The organism is Flavobacterium cheongpyeongense (assembly GCF_003202435.1).
GTDB classification, from domain to species: domain Bacteria; phylum Bacteroidota; class Bacteroidia; order Flavobacteriales; family Flavobacteriaceae; genus Flavobacterium; species Flavobacterium cheongpyeongense.
On the sequence record NZ_QJHK01000023.1, the window covers coordinates 56,167 to 73,260 of the forward strand.

Annotated in this window: 14 protein-coding genes; all 14 read right to left on the reverse strand. The window is 33.5% G+C overall.

The window, feature by feature from the left end; genetic code table 11:
- Positions 1-116: 116 nt before the first annotated feature.
- A complete protein-coding gene (locus DMB65_RS19145; protein WP_110308239.1) occupies positions 117-731 on the reverse strand; it encodes an acyltransferase in 615 nt (204 codons plus the stop codon).
- Entirely contained in the window at positions 722-1,936 is a 1,215-nt protein-coding gene (locus tag DMB65_RS19150; protein WP_110308240.1) for a glycosyltransferase, read from the reverse strand. Before DMB65_RS19150 ends, DMB65_RS19145 begins: the two co-directional genes overlap by 10 nt.
- Positions 1,933-3,102, reverse strand: coding sequence for a glycosyltransferase family 4 protein (locus DMB65_RS19155; protein ID WP_110308241.1), 1,170 nt, complete (start codon positions 3,100-3,102; stop codon positions 1,933-1,935). Before DMB65_RS19155 ends, DMB65_RS19150 begins: the two co-directional genes overlap by 4 nt.
- Before the next feature lie 105 nt (positions 3,103-3,207).
- Positions 3,208-4,404 carry a glycosyltransferase gene (locus DMB65_RS19160; RefSeq protein ID WP_110308242.1) on the reverse strand — a complete coding sequence of 399 codons (1,197 nt, stop codon included), beginning with the start codon at positions 4,402-4,404 and terminating at the stop codon, positions 3,208-3,210.
- Between the two features lie 51 nt (positions 4,405-4,455).
- The gene (locus DMB65_RS19165) at positions 4,456-5,394 is read right to left on the reverse strand and encodes a phosphoribosyltransferase family protein (protein ID WP_110308243.1); all 939 of its coding nucleotides are present in this window, start codon (positions 5,392-5,394) and stop codon (positions 4,456-4,458) included.
- Between the two features lie 51 nt (positions 5,395-5,445).
- Positions 5,446-6,936, reverse strand: coding sequence for an O-antigen ligase family protein (locus DMB65_RS19170; protein WP_123955363.1), 1,491 nt, complete (start codon positions 6,934-6,936; stop codon positions 5,446-5,448).
- A gap of 11 nt (positions 6,937-6,947) precedes the next feature.
- Complete coding sequence (locus tag DMB65_RS19175) at positions 6,948-8,324, reverse strand: lipopolysaccharide biosynthesis protein (RefSeq protein ID WP_110308245.1); 1,377 nt, start codon at positions 8,322-8,324, stop codon at positions 6,948-6,950.
- A gap of 11 nt (positions 8,325-8,335) precedes the next feature.
- Complete coding sequence (locus DMB65_RS19180; protein ID WP_110308246.1) at positions 8,336-10,720, reverse strand: exopolysaccharide transport family protein; 2,385 nt, start codon at positions 10,718-10,720, stop codon at positions 8,336-8,338.
- A 4-nt stretch (positions 10,721-10,724) separates the two neighbouring features.
- Positions 10,725-11,474 (reverse strand): TolC family protein, encoded by a 750-nt coding sequence (locus DMB65_RS19185; protein WP_110308247.1) that lies wholly within the window; start codon positions 11,472-11,474, stop codon positions 10,725-10,727.
- 25 nt (positions 11,475-11,499) lie between these two features.
- Entirely contained in the window at positions 11,500-12,702 is a 1,203-nt protein-coding gene (locus tag DMB65_RS22660; protein ID WP_110308248.1) for a sugar transferase, read from the reverse strand.
- A gap of 47 nt (positions 12,703-12,749) precedes the next feature.
- Positions 12,750-13,136, reverse strand: a complete 387-nt coding sequence (locus DMB65_RS19195; RefSeq protein WP_110308249.1) for a response regulator — start codon at positions 13,134-13,136, stop codon at positions 12,750-12,752.
- A 48-nt stretch (positions 13,137-13,184) separates the two neighbouring features.
- Positions 13,185-14,123: a UDP-glucuronic acid decarboxylase family protein gene (locus DMB65_RS19200; protein ID WP_110308250.1), complete on the reverse strand. Its 939-nt coding sequence runs from the start codon at positions 14,121-14,123 to the stop codon at positions 13,185-13,187.
- Positions 14,124-14,127: 4 nt separating this feature from the next.
- Complete coding sequence (locus DMB65_RS19205; RefSeq protein WP_110308251.1) at positions 14,128-15,474, reverse strand: UDP-glucose dehydrogenase family protein; 1,347 nt, start codon at positions 15,472-15,474, stop codon at positions 14,128-14,130.
- Positions 15,475-16,036: 562 nt separating this feature from the next.
- Positions 16,037-16,354 (reverse strand): Hpt domain-containing protein, encoded by a 318-nt coding sequence (locus DMB65_RS19210; protein WP_110308252.1) that lies wholly within the window; start codon positions 16,352-16,354, stop codon positions 16,037-16,039.
- Positions 16,355-17,094: the final 740 nt, after the last annotated feature.

Consider the following 17,094-nt stretch of genomic DNA (forward strand, 5'->3'; position numbering starts at 1 on the left):
AGACTACCTTCCTACTTTAAAGACAAAACAACTTCAATGATTTAAAAAATAAGTTTTAAAAATTCTAATCTGGCACTACGTAGTCAGGTTTTATTGACATCAAATTTATACCCGTGTTAGACCTTTTCCCATGCTTGGGTTTCATGATTGTATTTTTTCAACACTCTGGCGGGATTCCCAACCGCAACAGCATAACTTTCAATATCTTTTGTGACTACACTTCCCGCCGCAATAACACAATTTTTACCAATGGTAACTCCAGCCAAAACCACCACGTTAGCACCAATCCAAGTACCATTGCCAATAGTTATAGGTGCTGTAGATACTCCCTGAACATGAATAGGAAGGTTTACATCTTCATAATTATGATTTAAGCCCGAAAGGGTAATGTTTTGAGCAAGTCTAATGTCATTTCCGATAGTGACCGGACCAATGATGGTGTTACTAAGCCCTATTTTGGTTCTATCTCCAATAATGACAGGACCAACACCATTGTTAATTGCTGAAAAATCTTCAATAGTTGAATCCTCTCCAAGTTCAAATTTATTCCATGGTACAACGTCCAATCTTGTTCGGGGTCTAATTCGGGCTCCTTTTCCTTTTTTATGATAAAAAGGATTTACGAACCACTTAATCCATAGTCTTGGTCTTGTTTGTTTAGGAATAAGTATCGACCAGTGAACCATTTTTTTTAATTGTTCATTTGATTTGATTTTTTCTTTTAATCCCATTGCATTCTGTTTTTGGTTGCTTTAATTATTGCATTATAGATAGCACTAACATTGTTTTCCCAAGTATGACTTTTAGCAAAATTGGCTCTTTGTTCTTCTAGTGCTTTTGAGTTTTCTTCCAGAGCTTTTTCGGTTAAGGTAATGTACTCTTCATTTGAAGATGCCAGATACACGTACTCACTAAACATTTCCATTGCTTTGGTTTGCGTTGCAATTACTGGTTTTCCCATTGCAAGGTATTCGTCGATTTTTCTTGGATAATTCCCAATCGTTAAGTTGTTGGTCAACTGCGGATTGATGGCTACATCAAAACCTTTTACATAAGCCGGAAGTTCTGAACTATCTTTACTCCCAAAAAAATGCACATTCGGCAATTGATGTAATTTTGATTTTTTAAAATCGTCGTCCTCCGGCCCTACGAGAACAATACTCCAGTTTTTTCTTTGCTCTGCTATATATTCAAGTAAATTGATGTCTAACCTTAAACTGATAAGCGACCCCACATAGCCAATAATTGGTGATGGTACATTATTGAATGCTGCGGGAACTTGTATAGCACCCTCATTGTCACTAAAGTGTGAGACATCGCAACCTTGTCCAACCATATAACTATGAGTAGTGTATTGTAATCCAAAATCGGCAAAAAAATCAGAATTCGTCAATAAAACATCCGCTTGTTGTATGACTTCAGGTTCCATTTGTTCTCCGTGTTTTTGCCAATATGGTACTTTTACCAAATAATCTCGCATATAATAAGCGTATACTTTGGGCTGTAAAAATTCTTTCAAATGTCTTCCTAAAAACATGGAACTGTCATTAAAGAGAATGACATCCTTAAAATTCAATCGCTTGACCGCCGATGTAATATCTTCTGAAAATAAACGAGCATTTCTCCTGTTCAAGATTTTAAAAACAATATGAAGAGGCAACCAGTTAATGGATTCAACACTATTTTTAGGATATAGATTCCATAGGTTGGTTTCAATCTCGTATAAATCAGGTTCAAGCCCTTTTTTGATTCTGATTCTTTTTTGAATTTTTTCTTTATGCTTATCTTTCCCCATGGTAGCTCTATCCATCGGTGGATTTACATATAAAACCCGATTGTGTTTGGCAAACTCCAATGCTATATTCTTGCAATTACTACCTATTTCAATATCCCAGGCTTGTATGCCTACCACTATAATATCTTTCCCTTTTATCATGATTTCGTATTTTTTAATTGTTCGACATGAATTGATTCATAAAGTTTCAAATACTCTTTGGCCATATTTTTCCAGGAGAACTGTTTACTTCGCTCTAAACCTTTCTCACAAATCGATTGGCGATAGGCTTCATTATTTAGAATTGTAATTAATCCTTCTGTAATTTCTTCAGATTGAAACGGATTGACAATATGGGCAGCATCTTCTGCAATTTCAGGCATTGATGAAGTATTTGATGTGATTACAGGCACGTTACACGACATGGCTTCCAGCATAGGAATCCCAAAACTTTCGCGAAGTGACGGATAGAGAAAGATATCGCATTGAGAATAAATAGCTGGCAAATCAGAATTAATCACATAGCCTGTCAAAACAATATGATGAATGAGATTGGGGTCGTTAATTTCATTCAACAAGCTATTCAGTTCTGTTTTATCATAATCCAACATTACGAGTTTATGATTAGAGGCTGTACGTTTTAAAAAATCGGAAAAAGCTTTAAGAGTACCTTTTGTATTTTTTTTAGGGTCTGTATTTCCTAAGAAAAAGAAGTACTTGTCGGGCAAATTGTATTTTTCTTTAACACGTTTGAGTTCTTCTCTATTAGTAATGGGTTTAAAATGTTCGCTTACTCCATTATAGATAGCATCTAGTTTTGTATTGTCTTTAATCCCAAAGAACTCCCCAATTCTGTTTTTTTCAAAATGAGAAACAGTAATCACTTTTTTACTCTTGTTTACTACACGAGGTACGACCAATTTTCTATAAATGTTTCCAAATTTTTGATAGGTACTTGCACTACTTCTCAGTATTTTCAAATAACTACTTTCCATATAAATAATATCATGAAGAATCGTTATTAGAGGAATAGAGGTAAAAAAAGGTGCAGTATTACTGGTGCAGTGCAAGATATCGCAGCCATATTTTTTGGCAGCATTGGGCAATGCTATTTGCTCCCATGTAGGATACGGTCCTCCATTTAATTCAATAATCGTAAAATTCGAAGTGGCTGTAAGAGCAGATCGATCTTCATCAGGTTTTACAAAAATGAAATAGTCATTTACATGGTCTAGCTCTTGCAGGTTCTTTATCAGTTCTAAAGCTACCATGTCCATTCCATGTTTTTTCTTGCGAAAAAGTCGTTGCCCTTCTATACCTATTTTCATAACGCTGCTTTTTTTAGATTGATTGCTTCTTTATCCGTAGAAGAATGAGAAGTAATTACGATTTCATTTTTACATTTCTGGACTAATATCTTTTATGACATAATTTCAAGCCTGTTTTTTTGAACCTGAGGTATGCTGTGTGTGAATAAAAGTTTTATTAGCACCTTTAATTTTTAACAAAGACAACAACATCATGAACATTCCTTTTGGCAAACTCATTAATGCTTTTAAAGTTTTGCTATTGTAAAAGGATTTTGGCACAGAGAAAACAAAAGACAATACACAGGCTATTAACAAGACCCCCCAATAATCCGAATAAGAATTTTGATTATCTAGCCAGAAGTTTAGCATCACAAAACTAACGCTGCACAGTATAACGGCTCCGAGTAATAATATTCGAGGAGGCTGAATAAATTGAATTGCCTTGTCGAAATAATCGACATTACCTTTCATAACTAAATGCTTGCAGGCATTTAAAATATCTTTCTTAAAGTAATGCAATTGTGCTGACAACCATCTGCGACGTTGATTGCCAAACACCTCAGCTTTTTGAATTTTTTCGTCAAAAACCATTGCATCATTGAGATAAACAATTTTGTTTCCTTCTTTAAGCATTTTGAGTTCAATTTCTTTATCAAATCCCCCAACGGCAGTAACAGTAGCCATAAGTGTTTTAAAATAATGGTATTGAAAAGCCATCCCAGAACCAATTATTGCAGATGATAGTCCTAAAACCCGGTGTCCTTTCCTGAAAATATTATTGTTAATTTCTTCGCTAATAGCATCAAGAATGGCCCAGGAATTGTTCGTGTTCTTGGCAGTACGATGGCCTTGCACGGCAATAAAGCCATGTTCTAAAGCTGCATTTATTAGCTTCAAAAAGTCATTTGCCATAACATTATCAGCATCTAAAACCACTGCGATATCATAATCCCTTTCGAGAGTGGCCATGGCTTTATTCAACGCTTTAGATTTTGTGCTTTTTTCAAAACTTACCTCAATTACGCTAATCGGTAAGTTCTTTAGCTCCGATATGGTTTCTTTTTGAAAAGAATCGGCAATAATTACAACATCATAAAAATCAGACGGATAATCCTGCTGTAATGCAGCATTTGCAACTTCAACAATTACTTCATCTTCTTTGTAACCTGGAATAAGCACTGCTATTTTTTTTATATTTCCGTTATCCGAATATTTTTTTTGTTTATAAAACAAACTTGCAACGGAAAATATTAAAATATATAACGTTGCCAAACCCAGAAGGCTTAATAAAATAACTTGTATGATGTTAAATACTAGCATAATAAATTTTATAATTAAAAACCGTTAGGGTTTAAGATTAATTAATTTCTCTTATTTAAACTTTCTCAGTATATCTCTCATTTTTAAAGCATATTTTCTAAGGAAAGGCAAATGTTTGCCACTTTTAAGATTATACATAAAAGATTCCGATTCGAATATCATTTCAAAATTAGCAGTACACAAAACCGGTTTTTTTGACAACCTATTGATTTCAATAGCCTGATGGTATTCACTTTCAACAAAAAGCACGTATGGTTTTGCTAAATAGGCTTTTGCCTTATGATCTCCATGGCTGTTGGCTCGCTGTCTGGCTTCCATATTGGGTAAATCCAGCATAACCAATTCATTGTATTTGATATTGTTGGCCGCTAACCAAGTTTCGGTTTCCTTGCGGTATTTTTCCAGACGTGAGGTAACAATTGTCCCAATTTTACTCCCGGGTATAAACAATGGTGGGGCATTTAAAATAAAATCGATGTATTTTTCTCCATCGTCATTTTGTTCCGGCAAAGGATCTGCACACAAAACCCCATCAATGTCAAAACAGGCTTTTTCCAGAGTGGTATGATTGAGAATATTCCACTGAAAATACCTAGGTAAAGGCACCACTTCAAAAAAATAATCAACCATTTTTTCTTTTCCAGGAATGACATAAACTGCACAATATTTTATATTGAATTGATCGTTCAGATGTTTCAAACTTTCTTTAACCTCGATCATAGCAGCACCTGAAGCAATACTGTCATCGACCACAAGTATGTTTTTAAATTCTGAAATATCAAAAAACTGGCTTCTGGCACCTGCTTTATAGATATGTCCATTCAAAAAAGAATGAATATCTGTATAAGGCCTGTTAAGATATAAGGCCAATAAATTTGCAGGAAGCATCCCACTTCTCGGAACACCAACAATCAAATCAAAATTACGCGGAATTACACTTAATCGCTGAAGTATGATAGTATTTAAATCTTTTACATTTCTATAGTACATAGCTTTTGGTTTTAATAATTATTATCATGGCTTTACACGGTGGTTAGTAGGTTATAAGTTTTGTGCTGTACTTAATTCTGGTTGATTCTCTATGTTGCCTTTTTCAAAAATTTCAGGATTGGATATTATCGCTATAGTTGCATAAATAAGTAAGGCAGTAGGCATTTGCCCTAAAACGGCATTGCCATAGGAAGCCGCCATAACACCCGCCATTCCAGAAATTAGCGCACTCATTTTTAATTTGGTTATTGGATCTCGAATAATAAACATGACTTTGTAGGATGCTTTGCCTATTACATAAAACAAAACAAACAAATGAAATAGCAAACCTATAATACCTAATTCTGCCCAAATTAAAACGTACCAACTGTCTGTGGCTACATGCGAAAGAAAAGCATTTGGCAAAAATCGCTGCGCTTTATCGCCTGCATGGCCAATACCTCCTCCAAATGGTCTTGATGCCAAATAGGCTTTCAGTATTTTCTGATTGTTTAATCGTACTTGCAACGAGGGCTCATTGGGATCAAACGCACTTCGCATTCGTCTTATTTGGTCATTCCCATTAGCGATAGTTGTGTATTTGAAAAAAACAAAAAAAATAGCAAGAAATAGTACACCAAATGACAAAACTTTAATATTCTTTCTCAGTAAAAAAAAAGTCATTAGCCCCCCCAATGGAACTGCAATTGAACCTCTGGTTCCGGATATCAACATGCCGTAGAATCCTAATATTCCAACGATTGTAAAAAATACTTTAGCAAAACCTTTTTTGGTCATAGAATAAATAATAGCCACTACACCCGTATACCCTTGATTTCCTCCAAATTGCCCCGCATCACTGAAAAATGAAAAAACCCTTAATTTACCAAAAAGTACATGAGTCTGAGCGGCCCCCGCATTTAACCATGCCTGTTCGGCAGCATCTACCCCGATAAACAACTGCTTCATCCCGTTAAGGGTTGCAATTATGGAGAAAACACCCCAGACATACAACAGTATATCTAACTTTTTATGGGTATTTATAAATAAAAAGGTGAGAATAATAAAGAAAAAGAAATAAAACCCAAGGCCTCTGCCTGCAATCCAGGCCTCAACACTTCGGGCTTCTGGGTTTACAAGCTGAAATATGCAATATAGCAACCAAATACCTGCCAGATAAGTAATGTCTTTATTGGCAGGTGACCAATCAACCTTTTCCCTGAATTTGGAAAAAATTAATGCTAAAAAGGTTAAAATCATGACACCATCTATGGCAAAACCTAAAGGCAAACCTGTTACATAGCGTGTTAAGCCAAGTACCAAAAAGTTAAGACCAATAGCCGTATAAAAACCAAGAATTGGATACGTAAACAATTTATATAAAAAGAAAACCACAAACAGAAGTGCAACTAAAAGACCTATTCCAACTATTTTTAATTTTGTAATTACTAATGCAATTAACACTAGTGTCAAAAACAAAAACACAAGTCCCTTTGGACTAGACAAACTAGCAGAACCAGAGGATTTATCAAAAGGATTTATATTGTTGCTACTTGTGTTCACTTTACTTTAGTTTACTTGGTTTTTGCTGATTCATTCAGATTAGTATTAGTCGCTTTATGAATAAGGTCTCTATAAAAATTGATCCCACTTGAAAAAATTTCTTTATAAGCCAAAGTCAGTTCTTTGTTCAAAAAATACATTCCCATGCAAATGCCAACTAAAGTGAAAATTATTGACGCAACTGCAACTAGTAATAACGATTTGAACATAAAAATGGCTATACAATCACCTATAATATTTGCCAAAACCATAACAAATACCTTTATGGCATTAATTTTTGGTTTATTAATACTGTCTAAGCCAATACCTGTCATCCTGTCGATGGGCAATAACAATCCGTAAATAGAGAAAACCCGAACAATATGGACAACATTAAATCCTGTTTCTGGATCCGTTACTAAATATTGACTCCCACTTATTACCCATACAAAGAATTCTGCAAATACAAATGTGAATAAACTAAGTCCTGCAAAAAGATACGTTAAGGCTCCAGAATAGGTGTAAAACAAATTCCTTACTTCTTCTGTTTTTCCTTGAACACTGGCTTTAGACATTTTAGGGAATGCGGTTGCAACAAAGCTACGAAGAGGAATCTGCTGTAATTCGGTCAATTTTAATGGTATGCTATATAAAGCAACAGCGGCACTTCCTAATGGGCTTAAACTGATAATTATGGTATCTGCACTTCTTAACAGGTTCGTACCTATTAATGTGAACGTAGTATATTTTCCAAAATCTAACAAGGTTTTGTTTGTCTTTTTATTGGCTTTGAAAATAAATTTAGTACCATCCCAGCCCAAAACTATGCTTATTAATGAGGTAAAAGCATTTATAAAAAGTAAAGCAATGACTAATTTACCTACTGACATTGCACCTGTAAAAAAATTAATTAAAATCACCAAAAAAAACAAACCGCTGTTTATTGATTTCAAAACCAGTATTTTATCATACTTCCTATCTGCTTGTAAAACAACAAGAGCATTATTCCATGGGAGGTTTAGAAATGCCAATAACGGATACCATTTAAAAAATAAATTATATCCGGAATTACTAATTTCATGATTGAATTGCAGATAACAAAAAATCATGATAAGTGCAATTACAAGAGTTGCCACCAAACCAATCAAAGCATTAGAGCCAATTAGTTCTATTCTGGACGATTCATCTGCACCGGATAAAAAACGTATTAAACCATTATTAGTAATCCCAAATCGAAACATTTCTATAAAAGATCCTCCGGTAATAAATAAAACCCATTGACCAAAAACATCCAAGGACAAACCTCTCGCTAATAATGCAAAACCACCAATACCTAAAACGGCAATGACCAGATTTCCCGTTAATGACAGAAAATTATCTTCGCGTACTATAGCTTTAAGTGTTTTCATTAGCTCATGAATTAAATTTGGTTCTTAGAAAAAAATTGAAATTTGAACATGGCTTTTAATTTCCTTCTCAATAAGCTTCGTTTTTTTGGTAACTCTCCTAAAACTGCTTCAACCTCATTAATTGCAACGCCATTAATTATGAAATTAATTTTTGATTCAGAGGCCGCTACTACATTTTTTATGGCAGATTGATCTGCATCTGACCATACCCGATTAGAGCGGCAAACAAGAATATTTAAATCTGCTTGGTTTATTAATTCTATTGGATAGATATAATCAATGAGTGCAGGTAACTCGATAATTACAAAATCTGGGGTATAATTTAAAGCAATGTTATTTTGATTTAAAATGTCTGTGAAGTTTTGAGCATTATAAAAGTCATTATTTATTGCATAAGTATAATACTCTGAAGCATCAAGATAAGTAGAAACAGCTGCTAAAAATGGATTATCATAATCGATTCGAGGATCTGTATACCCTAAAAATTTATTTAATCCGGAAAATTTCAAATGTCTTTTTTTTACTGGTGTTTTTGTTCCTTCATAGGTAAGCATTACTATTTTCTTGCCCTCGTTCTTCAATGTTTTGGCAATATTACCCGCTATTACTGTTTTTCCCTCCTGTTTTTGAGTACTAAAAACAATAATGGTCTTTGTCTTTTTATCAGAGTGATGCGCTCCAAAATATTGCAGTACATTTTGCGTAATTATCTCAATTAATCTTTTTTGAATGTAGCTTAAATTGATGCTTCCGGGATCTAAAACCAGCTTAGGCATCATACCTAAAGAGTTCATGCCTAGTTTTTTACTTGCTATTTTAGCATTCTTCAAAGTGTCATCAAAATACTCCATTACAAAAATAATTGCCAGTGTTATAAGCCCTCCCAGAATGGCGGCTGCAATAATTAACAGTGTTCGTTTTGTTGGGTTAGGAGATAAAGGATAAAAAGGAGGATCAATAGCTTTCAGGTTGGATGTAAGTTCACTATCCTGCAATTTTAGTTTTGCCAAATTTAATCCGTGCAGTATTTCTAAATACCCTTGTTCTGATACCGAAATCTCCCGTTCAATTCTTTTTATAGTAGCTCCAGCCGGGGCATAATTTGCATATTTTACCTGAAAATCTTTGTTCTGTCCATTTATTGTCTTAATTTTTGCTTTAATATTTTCTGCTTCAACTACATTATCCATCCATTCCGGAAGTATTTTGGAAACAGGCAAACCGTCGATAGAATTTTGATAGGAATACAACTCAGCGACATTTCTTTCAATATCGTTTGATAATGTATCAGCTTTTTTATTTAGTTCTGTTATTTTTGCTAAATCTTCTTCATTATTATTGGATTCAAATCTCGCCTTGATCAAAGCTATTTTATAATTGAGGTCACCTATCTGTTTCTTTTTATCAAGAATAGCAGCCGTCTTTTGCTGTATCGCTTCTTGTATTTTCAGTTTTTCTTCCAATCGTTTCGTTGAAGCCTCGATACCAGCTAAATCTGCTATTTTTTTATTATAATCAACATCCATATCTTCCTTAACGACCGCAACAGCTTTACTCTGTTCATAGTAGTTAATTATATTAGACGATTTATTAAACTCCAGAAGAATATCTTCAGCTGCTGCTAATTTTTGTCTGGCATTTTCCAGCTGGCCTTCAAAGTATTTAACAACCGCATCAGATCTATTTTCCTTAACGTGCTTGTAATTTACAATACAAACCCGATTATAGATCGCTAGTGTTTGCTGGCAAATGCCAGGATCATTAACAGTGTAGCTTAACTTTATCAAATCACTATTTGATATTCTCATAGCGGTTACTGTAGCAATTGCTTTGAGAGAATAATGATCATCTTTGCCATAATTAAGCAGTTCATAGACATAATTAGTATTGCTGCTCTTCATTAAAGCCATTAAATTCTGAACTGTTTTTTCGTAATCTGCCCTATTTATTTCAGGTGGGAATAGCGCTTTATCAGTATCACTTATTTCCATTGAAGCAGGCACTGGTCTATTTTCATGAACTACATACTTGTACAAATGAGCAGGAACTTTATTTTTTAATTGGTCATAAAAAGTTTTGGATATATATCTAGGATTTGCCTTTGGAAGCATTAAATGCTGTGCTAGTAACCTGACAGCAACTTCTTCCTGAGTTTCCCTTGAGTTGATAATATTAATTAAATTATCAAATGCAGCATTCGATGCCTGATAATTAAATGTTTTGTCCATTTCAATAGAAGAACCCGTGGCGATACCAGTGTATAAAACGGTTTGGGAAGAAAATTCAAAGGTTGGATTCTTAGTAAGAAATATAACCATTGAAGCAAGTACTACCGGAACCAGTAACAAGAGCAACAAATGCCTTAAAATTAATCTCACAAAATCAATTATTTTCATCTTTCTAATTTGAATTTCTTAAATCGAATACAAGACCTGACATATCCTCAAGCAATTGTTTTGCAATAATAAATTCTGACTTTGCTAATTCATAATCAGCCTCAAAATTTGAAGTTATACTTGTAATTCTAACATATTCTGCTATTGGCACTATTCCATTTCTAAATTCTTTTTCGACCATTTCCATATTTACTTTTCCATTACCAAAGTTTTTAGACTTTATTAGAAGCATTTTTTGCTTAAGAATAACATCCTGATACAGCTTAATAACGGTTTGTCTTATTTCGTCTTCTTGAAATGAAGTCATACTTTTTGCTTCTTCAATCTCCAGTCTTGCCAGCTTAAGCTGATTTTTCCTGTTTAATATATCGAATACCGGAAATTTTAAATACAGGCCTATGCTATAATTATATTGGGTTGAAAGAGTTGAATTAACAGTATTAGAAACCCCATCATTATTATTTGAAAAATTATTTAATGTTCCGTATCTGCCATCAACCTGCACGCCAATATTTCTTGTCCAAAAAATACGTTCAGACTCTAAAGTAGATTCCTTTACACCAATATGATTTTTTCTGAATTTAAGCATCGAATTTCGTTTTAATACAGAATCGATAACCGTTTTAAGAGGTGGGAATTCAAATTCACTGCCGTTTATTGAAGCATCATTATCTCCAATTGTTTGTGCCTCTGCAAAATTCAATGAAAACACCATTAAAGCAAAAAGGATAATTATTTTGAATATCTTTTTCATATAAAATATTTGGAAGCTAACCTTTTTAAACTGAGCCTTTTTGTAGCAAGGCCGGAATTGTTCTTAAAATGAGTTTTAAATCATACCAAAATGAATAATTATCACCTTTAAAATGATCTGCATATTCATTATCGAGGCGCATTCTTTCCTCTTCAGACATTTTTCCGCCTTTGCCTCTTAACTCTACCTGCCATAAACCTGTTATACCCGGAGGAGCCAAAAATCTTTTTGATATATCGTCTGCAGTTAATAACTCAGCTTCATAAACAGGCAATGGTCTGTTACCTACAATCGACATATCCCCTTTCAAAACATTAATTAACTGTGGTAGTTCGTCAATACTGGTATTTCTAATGAACTTGCCAACTTTAGTAACCCGGGGATCATCTACAATTTTAACAAAAGTTGAATTGTTTTTTGCTGCTTCCCGCTTTTGGACATTAAACCAATAGTCACAAATCACAAAAGTTTCTATATACATTAAAGGCGAACAGGATTCTCCTTCTGGCAATTCACTGCATTTTGGGCAGGGAATATCCAGCGGATTGGTTGTTGCTGTTGCTTGTTCTTTTTTGTATTGGTTTTTTTCTTGAGCTAATTTTTTCAAAAGTTCATCTGAACCCGTTCGCATTGATCGAAGTTTATAAAAATCAAATGTCTTGCGACCTACCCTTTTAGATATGTAATATACTTTTCCTTTTGATTCTAATCGTATAGCAAGTATAATAAGCAGCAAAAATGGCGAGGCAAATAAAAGTACCATAGAGGCTACAAAAACATCAAAAACACGCTTAGACAAAGGCATTATGTAATTTTCCTCTGGTGCTTTTAGTGCTATTTTTTCTCTGAAAGGATTTTTATTGCCACAAAGAAATTCAATTCTGTTTAAAATATCTTCTGGCGCAGTTACAGAAGTTACATAAAAATCATCAATTTGTTTTTTAAATGCTGACTTATAAATATCAGCATTAAATTCCCTGGATAAAAGGATAAACGGGATACTGTCAAATTCTTTTTTTTCCCTGATCCAATCAAAAAAATAAATTCCATTGTTTCCTGCTAAATTATAATCACAAATAATGGCATCGGGATGCTTTTGGGTGTTTAGGTAATTAGTAGCCCTGGCACTATTTTCTAAAGTAATTATTGACCATTTATTTTTTTTTTCTATGTTATCAAAATAGGCAGGAACATTTCCAATGTATAAAATATTAAAATTGGGATTCATATTGATTAGGTCTTTAAATTAAATTTTAATTTCAGGCTGTGAAACCCTTACCATTCAATTGCATAATGAATTGGATACAGGTTTTTTTTAACCAATTCATCCAGTTCTTCAGGATTAAAAGGCTTTGTGAGATAATCCTGAGCACCTAATTTGTAACATTTTATGCGTTCCTTGCTTTCTGATTTTCCTGAAAGCATAATACAGGGAGTATGCTTTGTAAATCCACGCTGGCGAAGTTTTGTTAAAAATTCATAGCCATCCATGTTTGACATTTGAATATCGCTAATAATTAAATCCGGAATACTGCTGTCTAACCATATAAGGGCGTCCAACCCATTATTAATTGTAACTACCTCATAATTTTTGGAAAGAAAGTTATCTAACAAAAGACAAATACTTACTTCATCATCTACTACTAAAATTTTCTTTTTCATAATTTTTGCTTTTAAGTATTTTTAAACTATTCACCTCCGATGTACGACTCAAACAATTGTTTTAAAATAATCAATTGTTTTTATCAAGCCTTCGTCCAAATTTATCCTGGGTGACCAGTCGAGTTCTTTTTTTGCTAACGAAATATCCGGCTGTCTCTGCATGGGATCGTCTGAAGGCAGAGGCTTGTAAATAATTTTTGATTTAGAATCTGTAAGTTCTATTATTTTTTTAGCTAATTCAAGAATCGTAAACTCATTCGGGTTTCCAACATTTACAGGACCTATGAAACTATCTTTAGAATTCATTAGCCGTATCATACCTTCTACTAAGTCATCAACATATTGAAAACTTCGGGTTTGATTGCCCTGCCCGTACACTGTTATATCTTGATTTTGCAAAGCCTGAACAATGAAATTCGAAACTACACGTCCGTCATTTGGATGCATTCGCGGACCGTATGTATTGAAGATCCTAATGATTTTTATTTTGACATTATTCTGCTTGTGATAGTTTAAAAACAAGGTTTCTGCAGAACGTTTTCCTTCATCATAACAGGCCCGCTCCCCTATAGGATTTACATGTCCCCAATAAGATTCAGGCTGTGGATGAACTAAAGGATCACCATATACTTCACTGGTTGATGCCTGCAGTATTTTAGCATTTACGCGTTTGGCAAGTCCCAGCATATTAATAGCCCCCATTACCGATGTTTTCATTGTTTTAATCGCATTGTACTGATAATGGATCGGTGAAGCTGGACAGGCTAAATTGTAAATTTCATCTGTTTCTATAAAAAAAGGCGTGGTAACATCATGACGGATTAATTCAAAATAAGGATTATCTAATAGGTGTACTACGTTTTGTTTTTGTCCGGTAAAAAAATTATCTAAACAATACACTTCGTTACCTTCTTTTAATAAACGATCACATAAATGAGATCCGACAAAACCAGCTCCGCCAGTTATAAGAACTTTTTTTCGAGACATAAGCTTAGGATTTTAATTTTACAGCATTTTTAGCGGTATCAACACCAATACAGAAGTAATCAAAACCACTTTCTCTAATTTCTTCTCTGTCATATATATTACGTCCATCAAAAATCACAGCTGTATTAAGTAATTTGTGAACAATTTTAAGATTAGGAAACTTAAATTCAGGCCATTCAGTAAGAATGGCTAAACAATCTGCATCAATTAACGTTTCGTATTGGTCTTCGCAATAAGAAATGGAATTCCCAAAATGATGTTTAGCTTCGTTAATTGCAATTGGATCGTAGGCTTTTACTGTTGCACCAGCTTCTAAAAGATTTTTTACGATGCTTAATGAAGGCGCCTCACGCATATCATCCGTTTGTGGTTTAAATGATAGTCCCCATAATGCAATGGTTTTACCTTTAATTTCACCTCCAAAATAATTTATTATTTTATTAAAGAGTACTAGCTTTTGATCTTTATTAACCTCTTCAACAGCTTTGAGTACGCGTAAATCATAATTGTATTCACTGGCTGTTTTTATCAAGGCTTGTACATCTTTTGGAAAGCAGGAACCACCATATCCAATTCCTGCGTATAAAAATTTTTGCCCTATACGCGAATCTGATCCAATACCTTTTCTTACTTTATTGATATCAGCACCAACAATTTCACAGAGATTTGCAATATCATTAATAAAACTAATTTTGGTAGCGAGCATTGAATTGGCTGCATATTTTGTCATTTCGGCAGAAACAATGTCCATAAAGATTACTGGATGACCATTAAGGGTAAATGGCTTATATAAACTCTTCAGCAAATCCTCGGCTCTTTCACTTTCTATTCCAACAACAATTCTATCAGGTTTTAGGAAATCGTCAATCGCTGCTCCTTCTTTTAAAAACTCCGGATTTGATGCAACATCAAACTCTATAGTAACATTTCTGTTATCTAACTCTTCTTGTAATGCTTGTTTTACTTTTGCAGAAGTACCTACAGGTACGGTACTTTTTGTAACCACTAATAAGTAATCATTAATATGTTTTCCACAATCCCTCGCTACTGCAAGAACATATTTTAAATCTGCACTGCCGTCTTCATCTGGAGGTGTCCCAACAGAAATAAATAAAACTTCTGCACCTTGCAGTGCCTCTGCTATATTAGTTGTAAAACTCAATCGCCCCTTTTTCATGTTCCTGACAATCATATCTTCTAAACCAGGTTCATAAATAGGTATAATACCTTTATTAAGGTTTTCGATTTTGTTGTGGTCTATATCAACACAGGTAACATCAATACCAACCTCAGAAAAACAAGCCCCGGTTACAAGCCCGACATAGCCACTTCCAACAATTACAATTTTCATATATATTTAATTTTATAGTTGATTTAAATCTTCAGAACCACTATTTGTATTTGAATTGTATTAAGAAAATGGAACTTTGGATTTCTATTGAGTAAAACACATAGAATAAAATCCCAGTTCTTTAACTCAAATATAATAAAAAAAATATTACATTATTAAACATAACCACTAAAAATCAATCCTGTAACATTTTTTTTTGCATAACCACCATTTTTCTAAGACAGGCTGTTTAACACTAAAAAGATTATATATCCATTTATACCACAAAGCAGTTAAGTGGAGTTTAAAATAAAAGAAATTCAGGAAACTTTTGAGAACATCGACCCTGTTTAATAAAAACCCTTGTGCAAGAATTGATACTATTTTTTTTTAGCAAGTCCTTCAAAAAAAAGTAATTAGCCTTAAAAAGTCATGTCTTTATTAACTGAAAATGATTTAAAAGAAAGAGAACGGGAGAAAATCTTATTTGATGAAAAAACAGAAAAGCATTTTGATGGGAAAAATATAAAATTATTACAGTAAACAGCAGGTTCATTTGTAAAAGACTACTGCATATTTATACTTAGATTTTATCAAAAAATTGGGTCATGGTATTTAATATCTCATTAAAACTCTCATGTAGTACAGCGTTCCCGTCGCCTAAGTTTATCTCATGTGCTGATGCCAATTCATAACTTTTCTCAAGTCCTAACAAACTAATTTTATGTTTGATTTTATGTACATTATGCGACGCTAAATCAAAGTTAGTTTTAGCAATATTAGTTAGATATGTCTCCTTTTCATCAGGAAACTCCATTTTTAAAACTTTAAATATCTTTTCTTCAAAAACTTTATCCCCTCCAGAAAGCTGTGAAATATAACTGAAATTTGGTTCCTCCATAATCTATGTTTTTGTTAGGAAATTGAATTAATATTCTACAGGATTAACACCTAATTCCGTATGAAAGAAAATATAGTTAAGTTGGGACTCCTTGTTTAATATTTTGAGTATTAAGAAAAATGCAACTCCATCACCTAAAGCACTTTCAACCTCAACTTCACTATTATAATAATATTTTTTACTACAGAAAATCCCATTCCTGATGAATTCCCTGAACTGTCAAGTTTCGTAAAGATATTAAAAAAAATTATCGCTATAAACTTTATCTATTCCTATTTGTTATCTTTTTACATAAAACCCGGAAAGTTTTTTTGTGGTGAATCCGATTTCTATAATTCCGAAAAATACGGTTTTAGTGAGCCTAAATTAACAGGAAAGAAAAATATAAAAAAGAAAATTAAGAACTCTTTACTTATTGTCGATTCTCAAAAGCCATTCATCTATACCAATTGACTAACGGACTAATAACTCAAATAATATCCTGAAAACTAACCGACATTTGTAATGTAATAATTGCATTGACCCCCAACAGTAAAATTATACTCCAAAAACAAATTTAGTTACTTTAAAGCTCCTCGCCCCAGGGAGCTTTTTTATTGCCTTTATGAAATCAGATCTTATATCCTGTTTTTATTGGAATAACTTACCTGTAAAAAACATACGATTATACGTATTGTCGATTCTCAAAAGCCATTCATCTATACCAATTGACTAACGGACTAATAACTCAAATAATATCC